This is a genomic window from Streptomyces sp. NPDC045846, from assembly GCF_056431605.1.
The window spans coordinates 438,892-452,285 of sequence record NZ_JBWKKJ010000009.1 but is presented as its reverse complement, the minus strand read 5'-3'; the positions used below and the strand labels follow the sequence as shown (position 1 = coordinate 452,285).

Annotated in this window: 11 protein-coding genes; 5 read left to right on the top strand and 6 right to left on the bottom strand. The window is 73.3% G+C overall.

Annotated elements, in window-relative coordinates:
• Positions 1-210: 210 nt before the first annotated feature.
• From AC07F3_RS26945 to AC07F3_RS26925, 5 genes are read left to right on the top strand one after another with little or no spacing between them, the layout of a single operon-like run.
• Entirely contained in the window at positions 211-2,058 is a 1,848-nt protein-coding gene (locus AC07F3_RS26945) for an ABC transporter substrate-binding protein (protein ID WP_479117000.1), read from the top strand.
• A gap of 3 nt (positions 2,059-2,061) precedes the next feature.
• The gene (locus AC07F3_RS26940; RefSeq protein ID WP_479116999.1) at positions 2,062-3,129 is read left to right on the top strand and encodes an ABC transporter permease; all 1,068 of its coding nucleotides are present in this window, start codon (positions 2,062-2,064) and stop codon (positions 3,127-3,129) included.
• Between the two features lie 31 nt (positions 3,130-3,160).
• Complete coding sequence (locus AC07F3_RS26935) at positions 3,161-4,069, top strand: ABC transporter permease (protein WP_479116998.1); 909 nt, start codon at positions 3,161-3,163, stop codon at positions 4,067-4,069.
• Entirely contained in the window at positions 4,066-5,034 is a 969-nt protein-coding gene (locus AC07F3_RS26930) for an ABC transporter ATP-binding protein (RefSeq protein ID WP_479116997.1), read from the top strand. The genes AC07F3_RS26935 and AC07F3_RS26930 overlap by 4 nt, the downstream gene beginning before the upstream one ends.
• A complete protein-coding gene (locus AC07F3_RS26925) occupies positions 5,031-6,023 on the top strand; it encodes an oligopeptide/dipeptide ABC transporter ATP-binding protein (protein WP_479116996.1) in 993 nt (330 codons plus the stop codon). Before AC07F3_RS26930 ends, AC07F3_RS26925 begins: the two co-directional genes overlap by 4 nt.
• Here the strand turns inward: AC07F3_RS26925 and AC07F3_RS26920 are convergent.
• The 6 genes from AC07F3_RS26920 to AC07F3_RS26895 form a co-directional block, all read right to left on the bottom strand.
• On the bottom strand, positions 6,010-6,447 hold the full coding sequence (locus tag AC07F3_RS26920; RefSeq protein ID WP_479116995.1) for a hypothetical protein: 438 nt from the start codon (positions 6,445-6,447) through the stop codon (positions 6,010-6,012). The two genes, AC07F3_RS26925 and AC07F3_RS26920, sit on opposite strands and share 14 nt — an antisense overlap.
• Positions 6,448-6,502: 55 nt before the next feature.
• On the bottom strand, positions 6,503-7,813 hold the full coding sequence (locus AC07F3_RS26915; protein WP_479116994.1) for a WXG100 family type VII secretion target: 1,311 nt from the start codon (positions 7,811-7,813) through the stop codon (positions 6,503-6,505).
• On the bottom strand, positions 7,810-8,112 hold the full coding sequence (locus AC07F3_RS26910) for a DUF6317 family protein (RefSeq protein WP_479116993.1): 303 nt from the start codon (positions 8,110-8,112) through the stop codon (positions 7,810-7,812). Before AC07F3_RS26910 ends, AC07F3_RS26915 begins: the two co-directional genes overlap by 4 nt.
• Complete coding sequence (locus tag AC07F3_RS26905) at positions 8,109-8,504, bottom strand: SAV_915 family protein (protein WP_479116992.1); 396 nt, start codon at positions 8,502-8,504, stop codon at positions 8,109-8,111. The genes AC07F3_RS26910 and AC07F3_RS26905 overlap by 4 nt, the downstream gene beginning before the upstream one ends.
• 183 nt (positions 8,505-8,687) lie before the next feature.
• Positions 8,688-9,686, bottom strand: a complete 999-nt coding sequence (locus AC07F3_RS26900) for a bifunctional riboflavin kinase/FAD synthetase (RefSeq protein WP_479116991.1) — start codon at positions 9,684-9,686, stop codon at positions 8,688-8,690.
• Between the two features lie 44 nt (positions 9,687-9,730).
• Complete coding sequence (locus tag AC07F3_RS26895; protein WP_479116990.1) at positions 9,731-13,297, bottom strand: trypsin-like peptidase domain-containing protein; 3,567 nt, start codon at positions 13,295-13,297, stop codon at positions 9,731-9,733.
• Between the last annotated feature and the right edge of the window lie 97 nt (positions 13,298-13,394).

Here is a 13,394-nt window from a genome sequence, read left to right as displayed (position 1 = left end):
AGGACTGGACCAATGAGGGCCCGCACCGTTCGAACGGTGCGGGCCCTCTGGCGTTTTCGCAGACCAAATGGCCTGCGATGCGCCGTTGACACGTCTAGACCACCGCTGGTAGACCTGCGCCAAACCGGCCGCCGCCTCCTGTTCAACCGGCGCTCAACCTGCGATCAACCCTGCTTTTCCGTGCGAGTGATGACGCGAGGTCACCGTCCCATGGCAAGAACAGCTCCATCGCCACAGTCCCCGCAGCCGTCGCGGCCGCGCCGCCCGATGGCCGCGGGCGCCGCCGTCCTCGCGCTGACGGCCGGGGCCCTGCTCCCCGCCCAGGGCGCGGCGGCGGACGACGCCAAGGGCGGCGAGAAGGTCCTCACCGTCGCGGTCTCGCAGAGCGTCGACTCCCTGAGCCCCTTCCTCGCCCAGCGCCTGATCAGCACCAGCGTGCACCGGCTGATGTACGAGTACCTGACGAACTACGACCCCAAGGACGGGCATCCGGTCCCGGGCCTCGCCACCTCCTGGCAGGCCTCGCCGGACAAACTGACGTGGACGTACACGATCCGCAAGGATTCGAAGTGGTCGGACGGCGTCCGGGCCACCGCGCGGGACGCGGCCTGGACGTTCAACAAGATGATGACCGACAAGGGCGCCGCCACCGCCAACGGCAGCTTCGTCGCGAACTTCAAGAAGGTCACCGCCCCCGACCCGGCCACGCTCGTCGTCGAACTCAAGCAGCCCCAGGCGACGATGACGGCCCTGGACGTGCCGATCGTGCCGCAGCACGTGTGGGAGAAGGTCGGCGACTTCACCAAGTTCAACAACGACAAGGACTTCCCGGTCGTCGGCAACGGGCCGTTCGTCCTGACCGACTACAAGGTCGACCAGTACCTGAAGCTCAGGCCGAACAAGGCCTTCTGGCGGGGCGCGCCCAAGTTCGACCAGCTGGTCTTCAAGTACTACAAGGACAATGACGCGGCGGTCGCGGCGCTGCGCAAGGGCGAGGTGTCGTTCGTCTCCAACCTGACGCCCGCGCAGGCGAGTTCACTGGGCTCGGCGCCGGACATCAAGGTCAACGACGCCCCCGGGCGGCGCTTCTTCGCGCTCGCCACCAACCCCGGCGCGCGGTCCAAGGACGGCCAGAGGTTCGGCGACGGCAACCCCGCGCTGCTCGACCCCAGGGTGCGCCGGGCGCTGTTCGCGGCCGTCGACCGCAAGACGCTGGTCGACAAGGTGTTCCAGGGCCACGCGGTGGAGGGCGAGGGATACATCCCGCCCCGGTTCGCCGACTACTTCTGGAAGCCGGCCCCGGCCCAGAAGATCGCGTACGACCCGGCGAAGGCGGCCTCGCTGCTCGACGAGGCGGGCTACCGGGCGGGCGCCGACGGCAAGCGGACCGGCAAGGACGGCAAGCCGCTCGGCCTGCGGCTGCTGTGCCACGCCACGTACCCGGAGGACAAGGCGGTGAGCAAGTACCTCCAGGAGTGGTGGGGCAAGCTCGGCGTCGGTCTGACGGTGCAGTGCGTCGACAACGTCACCGACCCGTGGACGGCCGGCGAGTACGACCTCGCCCTCGACGGCTACTCGGTCAACCCCGATCCGGACTACGTCCTGTCCATCCACACCTGTGCCGCGCTGCCCGCGACCCCCAAGGCGACCGGCCAGACGGACGACTTCATCTGCGACAAGCCCTTCGACGAGCTGTACGCGCGGCAGTCGGCCGAGTACGACACCGCCAAGCGGGCGGACCTGGTCAAGCAGATGGAGTCGCGGCTGTACGACACCGGGTACATGAACGTCATGGCGTACCCCAACGCGGTCGAGGCGTACCGCACCGACCAGATCAGGTCGATCACGACGATGCCCGAGGCCGCGGGCAACATCTACGGACAGGACGGCTACTGGAGCTGGTGGTCGGCGGCCCCGGCGGCCGGCTCGGCCGCGAAGTCGGGCAGCGGCTCCTCCGGGGTGGTCGTCCTCGGCATCGTGGCGGGCGTGGTCGTCCTGGCCGGGATCGGCTCCTTCCTCGTCCTGCGCCGCCGGGCCGGCGCCGACGACCGCGAGTAGGCCATGACGACAGCGAGTTCGGCCGACACCCCTGCGGTGGTCGCCGAGGCGCGCACCGAGCCGCGCGGCCGCCGCTTCGCGGCCGCGAGCCCGGCGCTCACCTATCTGCGCTACGTGGGCGGCAAACTGGCGGGGGCGGTGGTCTCCCTGTTCGCCGTCCTCGTCACCAGCTTCTTCCTGTTCCGGATCATCCCCGGCGACCCGGTGCGCACCATGACCCACGGCCGCCAGGTCTCCGCCGAGCAACTGGCCAACCTGCGCGCCCAGTTCGGCCTCGACCTGCCGGTGTGGCGGCAGTTCACGGACTACTGCGGCAAGGCGCTGACCGGGGATCTGGGCACCTCGTACCAGTTCCACGCGCCGGTCGGCTCGCTCATCGCCGAGAAGCTCCCGGCGACGCTGCTCCTGACCGGGACCGCCGTCGTCCTGTACTCGGCGCTCGGCATCTGGCTCGGCACCCGCTCGGCCTGGCGCCGGGGCGGGCTCGGCGACCGGTTCAACACGGGGCTCGCGCTGACGCTGTGGTCGGTGCCCTCGTTCTGGCTGGGGCTGCTGCTCATCATCACGTTCTCGGTGGGCGCGGGCCCCGTCCCCGGTCTGTTCCCGACCGGCGGCATGGAGTCGGGCGACACGACGGGCTTCGCGTACGTCCTGGACGTGGCGCACCACATGGTGCTGCCGGTCCTCACCCTGGTCGCGGTGCAGTACGCGCAGACCCTGCTCGTCATGCGGTCCTCGCTGCTCGACGAGATGGGCGGCGACTATCTGACGACGGCCCGCGCCAAGGGCCTGCGCGACGCCGCGGTGCGCCGCCACCACGCGGTGCCGAACGCCCTGCTGCCCACGGTGACGATGCTGTTCATCAACCTGGGCCATGTGGCGGCCGGTTCGATCCTGGTGGAGACGGTGTTCTCCTGGCCGGGCCTGGGCGGCCTCTTCTACCAGGCGCTGAGCGTGCCCGATCTCCCGCTGGTGCAGGGCCTGTTCGTGGTCTTCGCGGGCGCGATGATCGTGATGAACCTCCTGGCCGACCTGCTGTATCCACTGCTCGACCCCCGGGTGGGCCGATGACGACGACCGCGTACGGGAACGGGGTTGCCCCATGACCACGACCTCCGCTCCCGAGCAGGCGGGCTCCCTTTCCTGGGCGCGCCGCCGGGACTCCCTGGCGCGCTTCTGGCGCGCGTACCGCACCCGCCGGGCCGGCCTGTACGGCCTGGCGGGCCTCGCCCTCATCGCGCTGATCGCGCTCACCGCGCCGCTGACCGTCGGCGCGGACGTGCGGAGCGTGACCGGCGCGAGCGGCACCGCCCTCGCCTCCCCGAGCCGCCAGTTCCCGCTCGGCACCGACCAGTTCGGCCGCTCGCTGCTGGGGCTGCTGGTCTGGGGCGCCCGGATCTCACTCGCGGTGGGGCTGCTCGCGGCCGCCCTGAGCGTGGCCATCGGCACCCTGGTCGGGATTCTGGCCGGGCACTACGGCGGCTGGCTCTCCACGGCCCTGATGCGGATCACCGACTGGTTCCTGGTGATGCCCACGCTGGTCCTCGCGATCGTGCTGGCCACCGTCATGTCGCACAGCGTGTGGACGGTGATCCTGGCCATCGGCGTGACGTCCTGGCCGACGACGGCCCGCCTGGTGCGGGCGCAGACCATCGCGGTCGAGTCGCGCCCCTACATCGAACGGGCCCGCGCGCTCGGCGGCGGACACGGGCACATCATGAACCGGCACGTCCTGCCGAACGTGATGCCGCTGGTCCTCGCGCAGACCACGCTCGGCATCTCCAACGCCATCCTCACCGAGGCCACCCTCGCCTTCCTGGGCCTGGGCGATCCGACCGTGGTGTCCTGGGGCGGCATGCTCCAGGACGCCCGCGAGGCGGGCGCGGTCTCCTCCGGCCACTGGTGGTACCTGGCTCCGCCGGGCATCGCGATCGCGCTGGTGGCCCTCTCCTTCACGCTGTGCGGCCGCGCCGTCGAGGCGGTACTGAACCCGAAGCTGGGGGCCCGATGAGCCTGCTGGAGATCAAGGACCTGTACGTCACCTACGGGACCGGCGCGGCGGCCGTGCGCGGGGTGGACCTGACGATCGCGCCCGGCCAGAAGCTGGGCGTCGCGGGCGAGTCGGGGTGCGGGAAGTCGACCCTGGCGATGGCACTGCTGCGGCTGCTGCCCGCGTCCGCGCGGCTGACCGGATCGGTGCTGCTCGACGGCGAGGACGTCCTCACCATGAGGTGGGGGCGGCTGCGGGCGGTGCGCTGGGCGGGCGCCTCCATCGTCTTCCAGGGGGCGATGCACTCGCTGAACGCGGTGCACCGCATCGGCGACCAGATCGCCGAGCCGATCCTGCTGCACGGCCTGGCCACCCCGGCCGGGGCCCGCGCGCGGGTGGCCGAGCTCCTCGAACAGGTCGGCCTGCCAACCGCCCGCGCAAACGCCCACCCGCACGAGCTGTCCGGCGGCCAGCGCCAGCGCGTGATGATCGCGATGGCGCTGGCCTGCGCCCCGGAGCTGATCGTCGCGGACGAGCCGACGACGGCCCTGGACGTGATGATCCAGGCCCAGATCCTGCGCCTGATCGAGCGCCTGGTGGCCGACCAGGGCATCAGCCTCATGATGATCAGCCACGACCTGGCGGTCCTCGCCGACACCTGCGACCGGCTCGCCGTGATGTACGCGGGCCGCATCGTGGAGGAGGGCCCGGCGCGCGAGGTGTACACGGCGGCCCGCCACCCCTACGGCCGGGCCCTGTCCGCCGCGTTTCCCCGCATCGGCGACCCGGCCTCGCGCCGCGCCCCGCGCGGTCTGCCGGGCGATCCGCCCGACCCGTCCGCGCTGCCGCCGGGCTGCACCTTCCATCCACGCTGCCCGGTCGCGATCGACGTCTGCGCCGCTGACGACCAGCCGCTGCGCGACGCGGGCCCGGACCACAAGGCGGCCTGTGTGCACGCCGGGTCCCTGTCGAGGAGCACCGCATGACCACCACCACGGCCCCTCTCCTCAGCGCCACCGGCCTGCACGTCACCTTTCCCGGGCGGCGCGGCGCCCCGCCGGCCCGCGCGGTCGACGGCGTCGAACTCACCGTCGGCGCGGGCGAGATCGTCGCCCTGGTCGGCGAGTCGGGCTGCGGCAAGACGACACTGGCCCGCACCCTGCTCGGCCTGGTCACCCCGACCGGGGGCACGGTCGCCTTCGACGGCAGCCCGCTGGACCACCACGCGCGCGCCCTCAAGGCGTACCGCAGACGGGTCCAGCTGGTCCTCCAGGACCCGAGCGGCTCGCTCAACCCCCGGCACACGGTGTACGACGCGGTCGCCGAGGGCCTGCGCATCCACGGATCCCCGCACGACGAGCGGGAGTTGGTGGCGCGGGCGCTGTCCCGGGCCGGGCTCCGCCCGCCGGAGCGGTTCTTCCTGCGCTATCCGCACGAGCTGTCGGGCGGCCAGCGCCAGCGCGTGGTCATCGCGGGCGCGCTTGTCCTCTCCCCCGAACTGATCGTCGCCGACGAGCCGGTGGCCTCCCTGGACGCGTCGGTACGCGGGGAGATCCTGGCCCTCCTGCTGCGCCTGCGGGACGAGCTGGGCCTGTCCGCGCTGGTCGTCACCCACGACCTGGGGCTCGCCTGGAACATCGCGGACCGGGTGGCGGTGATGTACCTGGGCCGCATCGTGGAGACGGGCCCCGTCGAGGACGTCCTGACGAACCCCCAACACCCTTACACGCAGGCCCTGTTGTCGGTGCTGCCCGAGTCGCCCGGCGATCCGGTGGTGCTGACGGGCGAGCCGCCGGACCCCTCGCGCATCCCCTCCGGCTGCCGCTTCCACGCCCGCTGCCACGTCCTCGCCTCCGGCGAGGCGGAACGCGCGGGGGTGGCCGACCGCTGCCGCACCGAGGACCTGCCGGTCCTGGCGGGCGGCACGGCGGCGCGGGTGGCCTGCCACTGGGCCGCGGCGCTCAGGCCTGCTTGAGGGCCTTGCGGGCGCCTGCCTCGGAGGGGAGTTCGGGCACGAACTGGCTCGCGCAGGTCACGCCGATCCACCAGGCGACGCAGGGCGGCAGGAACGGGGCGAAGAAGAGCAGCGGCCCGCCGCGCCTGCCGAAGTCCGGGTCGGCGCTGCCCCGCCCGCGCCGCGCGCTTCGGTGGCGGATCCAGGACTGCTCGGGCGTGGGCGGATCGGCGAGCTTCGCGCGAACGGTCCGCCGCCCCCGGATCCATCCGCGCACGAGGAAGCCCAGGCTCGCGGCGCCCATGGCCAGGTCGACGGCCCGGTGCCAGCCGACCGGCAGCCCCGATTCGATGCCCTGCCACACCGCCACCGAGAGGAGCACGAACAGGCCGGCGAAGACGAGCTGGTACAGCACCGACCAGATGCGGCGGAGCCAGTAGCCCACGCCCCGTCGGTACCAGGAGGTTCCGAGCAGAGGGAGTTTCGCGGGGTTCGCGCTGTCAGAAGAGGCTCGTGAAGCCATGCCACGCTTTCTTCGCTCCGTTGCCGACATCGTCGCCCAGTCGCGTGAGATCGCCCCAGGTGTTGGCGCCGACGTTCTTCGTGCCCTGCCAGAGCCCGCCGACCACCCCGTGGTCGTGGATGTCCTCGCTCCAGTGCTCGTGGAAGCTCTCGTCGAGCAGGTCGGTCGCGCCGATGATGACGACGCCGCCCACCCCCGCCACCACGGCTACCGGCACCGTGATCTCCGAGGACGCCACCAGGGCCACGGCTCCCGCTCCCGCCGCGAGCCCGCCGAGCGCAGCGCCCCCGTCGACCACCACGGAGTGCGTCCACGACCACCCCTTCTCGTGGTCGTCCTTGGCTTCGAGCAGGCCGCAGGCGGCGGCCGCCGCGACGTCCACCACCGGGATCTCCTTCAGGAACTCCGGAAGGCTCTCCAGGCTCTTGCCGACCCGTAGCGTGTCCGCCACGTCCGCGATCTTCGTGTTGAGGACGTGGTCGTAGGGGAGCTTCGAGCTGCCCGCCTCGCCCCGGGCGATGTCCGTCTCCAGGCTGTCGAGCTTGCTCAGCGCGTCCTTGTAGGCGACCCGCGCCTCGGCGTCCTTGGGGAGGGTCTTGCCCTCCTTCTGCCACGCCTTGCGTTCGGCGCGCAGTTCCTTCTTCGCGTCGTCCGCCTGCTTCTTCGCGTCGTCGAGCGCGTCGGCCGCGTCGTGCCCCTTGACCCGGGTCCGCTCGGAGTCATAGGCGTACAGGCCGCGCAGGTAGTCGGCGATGGTCACCTTGTCGCCCGGCGAGACCGCCGCGCTCGTGTCGTCCGCGTACAGCTTCTCCAACGCCTCCGCCGCGTCCAGGCGGGCCTGCTGGGCGGTGTGCAGGATCTCGTCGCGTACGGTGCCGTAGTCGTGGAGGGCCTTGATGGCCTTCTGCTCGGCCGCGTCCGGATGGGTGCTGGTCATCAACTGGCCCGGCACGCCCCCGGGTTGGACCGGCGCTCCGGCCCGCACGGCCACGTCCTCGGCGTTCTGCAGGGCCGACTCCGCCGTGCCGAGGTGGTCGGCGAGGTCCGTGAGGATCTGGCCCGCCGCCTGGACCAGTTCGGCGAAGGCGCCCGCCGTCATGGCGTCCTCGGTCCACTTGGCCCGGAAGGAATCCGCCGACTCGCCCTGCCACCCGGTGTCCTTGGCGAGCGTCTCGACACAGGCGCTCAGCGGCTTCACGACGGATTCCAGGTCGGTCTTGGCCTTCTTGTAGGCCTCCCCCATGGCGCGCAGCCCGCCGATGTCGCCGCCGACCCAGCTGTCCGTCATGTGCGGTCCTTCATCAGGTCGTCGAACAGGCCGTGCACGTCGATGTCGTGGCGCGCCATCGAGTCGTGCGCGTACTTCACCTTGTCGCTGCGGTCGTCGAGGCGGTCCGACAGCTTGTCGTGCAGGCCCGCGATCAGGTCGGCCACCGCCTTGATCGCCGCGTCGCACCCGGCGTCCCCGGAACCTGCGACGGCCGGCTTCACGTTCTGGTGCATCTTGCGGTAGTTCTCGGCCTCCGTGTGGAAGGTGCCCGCCATCGTGCTCAGGTCCGACAGGACCAGCCTCACGTCCACGCTCATCGCGCGCCCTCCTCGCCGCCGTACGCCCGTTCCAGATCCTCGGCCCGCCATCTGCGGCCGCCGGGGCCGACCACCGGGTCGAGCCGCACCTTGGGCAGCCCGGACTGCCGCATCGCCTCGACGAACGGGCCGAGCGAGACCGCGACCCACGGCTGGGCCGGGCCGAGCGCCTCGACGAGTCCGCGCAGGCTGGTGAACGCGACCGGGACGGGCGGTCCCGAGGGGCCCCGGAGGAGTTCGTAGTCGACGTGGGGCGCTGCTCCGCCGCCGGGATAGCGGGGATGGGCCGGGATGAACACCGGGGTGTGGTACGGCGGTACGCCTTGCTGCGCGGCCTGCGCCGGCGCGTCGCCGACCAGGCCGAGGAGGCGGGACACGGGCTGCTCGCCCACGCGTTTCCCCCTTGCGGGATATGGCTGAATCGTCGTTCAACCTACGCGCAGCGCAGCAGTCCCAGTACGCCAAAAACCGCCCATAACCTGTCCTCGATACGCAGTCGATGCAAGGACTTGGGCGGTTTCAGGCCACTGTTTGACCGGTGCTTGACCGGTTGACGCCTCGTCGGTGGACCGGGGCTAGGCCCGCCGGGCCTCGTACGCCTCGATGAGCTCGGTGGACCGCTTCACGTCGTCGCCGATCGCTTCGAGCAGGTCCTCGATGGAGTCGAACTTGGCCATGCCGCGCACATAGGCGAGGAAGTCGACGGCGACGTGCAGCCCGTACAGGTCGAGCCCGACGCGGTCGATGGCGTACGCCTCCACCGTGCGCTCGGTGCCGTCGAACTGCGGGTTGGTGCCGACCGAAATCGCCGCGGGCATCCGCTCGCCGGATGGGAGCCCCCCCTGGTCGAGCGGAGCCGAGAGGTCGGGGACCGTAAGCCAGCCCGCGTACACGCCGTCCGCGGGGATCGCGGTGTGCGGCAGCGTCTCGACGTTCGCGGTCGGGTAGCCGAGCTCGCGGCCGCGCTGGGCGCCGCGCACGACGACGCCCTCGACGCGGTGCGGCCGGCCGAGGATCTCGGCGGCACCCTCCACGTCGCCCTCGGCGACCAGCCTGCGGGTCAGCGTGGAGGAGAACGGCTCGCCGCCGCCCGCCTCGCCGCGCACCCGCAGGTCGATGACCTCGACCTCGTAGTCGTAGGTGCGGCCGAGCTCGGCGAGCACCTCGACGTTGCCCGCCGCCTTGTGGCCGAAGCGGAAGTTGGGGCCCTCCACGACGAGCCGCGCGTGCAACTTGTCGACCAGCACCTTCACCACGAAGTCGGCGGCCGAGAGCTTCGAGAACTCGCTGGTGAAGGGGAGGATGAGGATCGCGTCCACACCGAGCTCCGCCATCAGTTCGGCGCGCCGGTGGTGCGGGGCGAGCAGCGGCGGGTGGCTGCCGGGGCGCACGACCTCGCTGGGGTGCGGGTCGAAGGTGACGACGACGGACGGCACGCCCAGCTCACGGGCGCGCTCCACGGCCCGCCCGATGATCAGCTGGTGTCCGCGGTGCACCCCGTCGTAGGAGCCGATGGTGACGACGCTGCGTCCCCAGTCCTGGGGGATGTCCTCCAAGCCACGCCAGCGCTGCACTGTGACCGCTCCTCGAACCCGTGTACGTCGTTGACCCTTACGCGTTATGCAGGTCTAAGACTGCCATGCCCGGCGGCCCGGGATCGCATCGGCATGGGACTGCCCAGCGTCTCCACCGAGCGGCGGGCACTCGGACCGACCACCGCGGCCCACTCGAGCGGCGCGTCGAGGAGCCATCCCGCGACCTGCGCGGCGAAGCCCGGGACCTCCTGGCACAGCTCGACGAGGCGCCGGTCGAAGCAGGCCGCGCCCTCGGGCGTACGGACGAACAGGAGCCCGGTGCGGTGGACGAGGTCACGGGTGCGCGCCTCGGCCCGCTGCCCCGAACCGGACGCCGCGGCCCCGAGCAGCGCGTCCACCACGGCCAGGTCGCGGGACTGGTGGCGCTCGAATTCCAGCAGCACGTCGAGGAGCTCGGCGCGCAGCGGGCGCGAGGCCCGGGTGCCGGGGGCGGCGAGGACGGGGGCCAGGGCCCGCCGTACGGGGTGGGCGCGGCCGCGCAGCAGACTGGTCACCATCGGGAAGAGGACGGCGCGGGCCGCGGGGCCGTATTCGAGCCGCCGGTCCACGAAGGCCGCCGCGTGCCCGGCCGCCTCCGGGTGCCGCTCGACGTGCTCCTGCACGAGGGCGGCGGCGCGCCGCGCGAGGGCGGGGGTGTTGATCTCCGCGAGCGCGTCCAGGACGTCGGCCGCCGCGGCCCCCTCCTGGCGCAGGCGCGCCTGGAAGGCGGCGAGGACGGGCTCGGGGTGCGTGGTGAGGGCGGCGGCCAGCGCCGCGGCCGGGATGCCCGGGTCCTGGGCGGTGTAGGCGGCCAGCGCCTCGTCGAGATGACGCCCCCGGGTGTGCGGGTCCCGTACGAGCAGGGCGAGCGCGGCCCCGTGCAGGGCGGTGTCCGCCGGGCGGGCGAGCAGCGCGAGGGCCGCGTAGCGCAGCAGGTCGCGGTCGGCGGCGCCGCGGATGCCCACCGCGACCCGCGGCCCGTAGAGCGCGGCCGCGGCGCGCCGTTCGGGCCGGTCGTCGTGGGCCCAGCGGTCCACGGCCCGGCAGAGCGCGGAGGGTTCGTCCTCGGCGAGCTGGGTGAGGAGTTCCTCCGCGCGGATGTGGGCGGTCGCCACGAGCGCCTCGGTGAGGTCGTCGACGGCCAGCGCCCTGCGTGCGTACAGCAGCGCCTGCGCCGCCCGCGCCACGGTGGGCCGCACCTCGGTGCCGGGCGCGACCGGCAGCGGCCGTTCGTCGGTGAACCAGCGGCACAGCAGCGGCTGCACGGTCCGGGGCTCGACGGCGAGCCGCCGGTCGACCGCGTCGAGGTAGCGCTCCCAGCCGGGCGAGGCCCCCGGCACCCCGTCGGCGGGCAGCAGTCGCCGCAGCAGTTCGAGCCGGCGGTCGTCGCTGAGCCGCAGCCGCATCCAGAACCAGGGCCCGAACTCGCCGAGCGCCCCCAGGTTCGCCGGGCCTCCCTCGCGCACCGAGCGGCGGCTGATCCGGTCGGCGAGCAGCCGCAGGACCTCCTGGTAGGGGCGGACGTCCGGGACCCTCAACAGGGTCTCGGCGAGCAGGTGCACCGCCCACCACTGGGCGTCCGCGAACCGGTCGTGTCCGGCTCCCGCAGATGGTGTCCGGTCCAGAGCCTCCACCAACTCCTTGAGTTTCAGGGCGAGTTGAGTGGAGCCGTGCCGATTGCCGAGCAGCAGCATGGCCTCCAGGACGGGACCGATGCGATGGCGGGGCACCGGCAGGGAACGCCCGGCGGGCGCGGGCCCCGAGCCCGGCGGGGGCGGCACGTGGCCGTCGGGCACGGCGCTGACGGCGGGGCGCGAGGGGAGCCGGACGACGGTCTGTGGCTCGCTCTCGTCGTACCAGCGGTGCACCAGCGCGTACAGGGCCGCGTCCAGGTCGAGGTGGGCGGCCTGCACCCAGTCGGCCAGCTCCTCGTGGGCGAACCGGTAGCCGGACCCGGCCGGCACCAGCAGCCCCTCGGTGAGCACCGCGGAGGCGGAGCCCGTACGCCACGGGAAGATCTCCTCGAAGGACTCCCGGTCCAGCTCTCCCTGGCCGGGCCCCAGACAGCGCCGGGCCGCCTCGTGCACCTGCCCGGCGACGCGCGCCGCGAGCCGCCGCACCGCGCGGCCGCGCACCGGCGGGCGGGCGGCGGCCGCGATGCGTACGGCGATGCGCAGGCACATCAGGTCCAGGTGCGCCGAGAAGACGTCGTCGCGGTCCGGCCTGCCCTCGATCGCGCCGGGCAGCGCGGCCCGCACCTCGGAGAGCAGCCGCAGGGTCAGCGGGTGGCGGGCGTCGCGCTCGGCGAGCGCGCCGTCCGGGATGCCGTAGCGCTCGCGGGCCCGGGCGGCCTCCTCGCGCCCGAGGTCGCCGACGTGCACGGCGTCCGGCAGGCGGGGCAGCCGGGCCGGGTGCAGCACGCCCTCGGGGTAGTGGGCTCCGGCCTGCTCCCAGTGCTCGGGCCGGCAGGCGACCACCATGCGCACCCCGGCCGCCCCGAGCCACTCGACGCTGCCCGCGGTCCATTCGGCCAGCCGGTGGGCGAGCACGGGGGGCATCTCCTCGGGCCCGTCGAGCAGGACGAGCAGGGGGCGCCCGGCGTCCCGGGCCAGCCGCGCCACCCGGTCGGGGGTGGCCCGGTCGTCCGACTCGGGCGCGGCGACGATCCTGGCCGCGTGGTCGAGGGCGCGACCGACGGCGTCGGCGACGGAGGTGTCGTCGGCCCGCAGGTCGGCGCCGCGCAGCCACAGGGTGGGCGCCGGCTCGGCGCCGCACGCCCGGCGCCCGGCGAGCGCGGCGAGCTCGGTGGTGCGCCCGGTGCCGGGGTCCCCCACGAGCCCGAGCACGAGGGCGTCCCCGGCGGCGAAGGCCTCGAACTCGCCGCGCGTGGACGGCCGTTCGACGGGGTCCTGCCACGCGCTGGGGCCGCCGACGGACCCGACGGAGGTGGCGGTGAGCTGGAGCGCCCCGGCCAGGTTCAGATCGCGGCCGTAGGCGGGCACGGTGGCGGCGTTGCGCCGCAGCAGTTCGGCGAGCGGGCCGCGCTCGGCGCGCAGCGGCACCGCGAAGCCCGAGGCCTGGTGCGCCGCGTGCAGCGCGGTCCCCACCACCCCGAGGACGGCGCCGGTGACGGTGTCCACGACCGGGCCCCCGCTGGCCTCGCCGCCCAGCCGCATGGCCTCGCTGCCGGCCGTCCCGATCGCCAACTCCAGGACGCCGCCCAGGAGGTGGAAGCGGTCGGTGGCGGTGTAGGTGACCGGCGACGTGCCGAGCACCCGCGCCTCGCGCCAGCCGCGGGCGGCCACCCGCAGATAGGTGCCCGTCCGGATCTCGGCGCGGGCGGAGATCGGCAGCGGCCGCACCCCGAGCCCGTCGGTGCGCACCAGGGCGAGGTCCGCCTCGGGCAGCGGGGTGAGGTCCTCGGCCTCGGCGAGCCAGGTGCGCTCGCCGGGCGCGTGCAGCACCACTCTGGTCAGCCCGTCGACGGCTTCGTGACTGGTGACGACGGTGCCCCGGTCGTCCGCGACGAAGCCCGTCCCCCGGGTGCGCCCGGCCAGATCACAGATCCGTACGAGCGTCTCCCCGCCCTCGCCCCCAGCCCCGCGTCCCATGTCCGAAACGGTAGTTCTGGGGTGATCCGCCCGAGAAGCACGTCGCGGGAAAGCGCCCCCCTGTGCTCCCGTGGTTCACTCCGAGCGCCTGCTCGTA

What these genes read in the sequence shown, in the direction of transcription:
- AC07F3_RS26915 (WP_479116994.1), bottom strand. Translation starts at nt 7,813, where the DNA reads ATGACGGACAGCTGGGTCGGCGGCGACATCGGCGGGCTGCGCGCCATG.
- AC07F3_RS26930 (WP_479116997.1), top strand. Translation starts at nt 4,066, where the DNA reads ATGAGCCTGCTGGAGATCAAGGACCTGTACGTCACCTACGGGACCGGC.
- AC07F3_RS26940 (WP_479116999.1), top strand. Translation starts at nt 2,062, where the DNA reads ATGACGACAGCGAGTTCGGCCGACACCCCTGCGGTGGTCGCCGAGGCG.
- AC07F3_RS26925 (WP_479116996.1), top strand. Translation starts at nt 5,031, where the DNA reads ATGACCACCACCACGGCCCCTCTCCTCAGCGCCACCGGCCTGCACGTC.
- AC07F3_RS26945 (WP_479117000.1), top strand. Translation starts at nt 211, where the DNA reads ATGGCAAGAACAGCTCCATCGCCACAGTCCCCGCAGCCGTCGCGGCCG.
- AC07F3_RS26935 (WP_479116998.1), top strand. Translation starts at nt 3,161, where the DNA reads ATGACCACGACCTCCGCTCCCGAGCAGGCGGGCTCCCTTTCCTGGGCG.
- AC07F3_RS26895 (WP_479116990.1), bottom strand. Translation starts at nt 13,297, where the DNA reads ATGGGACGCGGGGCTGGGGGCGAGGGCGGGGAGACGCTCGTACGGATC.
- AC07F3_RS26910 (WP_479116993.1), bottom strand. Translation starts at nt 8,112, where the DNA reads ATGAGCGTGGACGTGAGGCTGGTCCTGTCGGACCTGAGCACGATGGCG.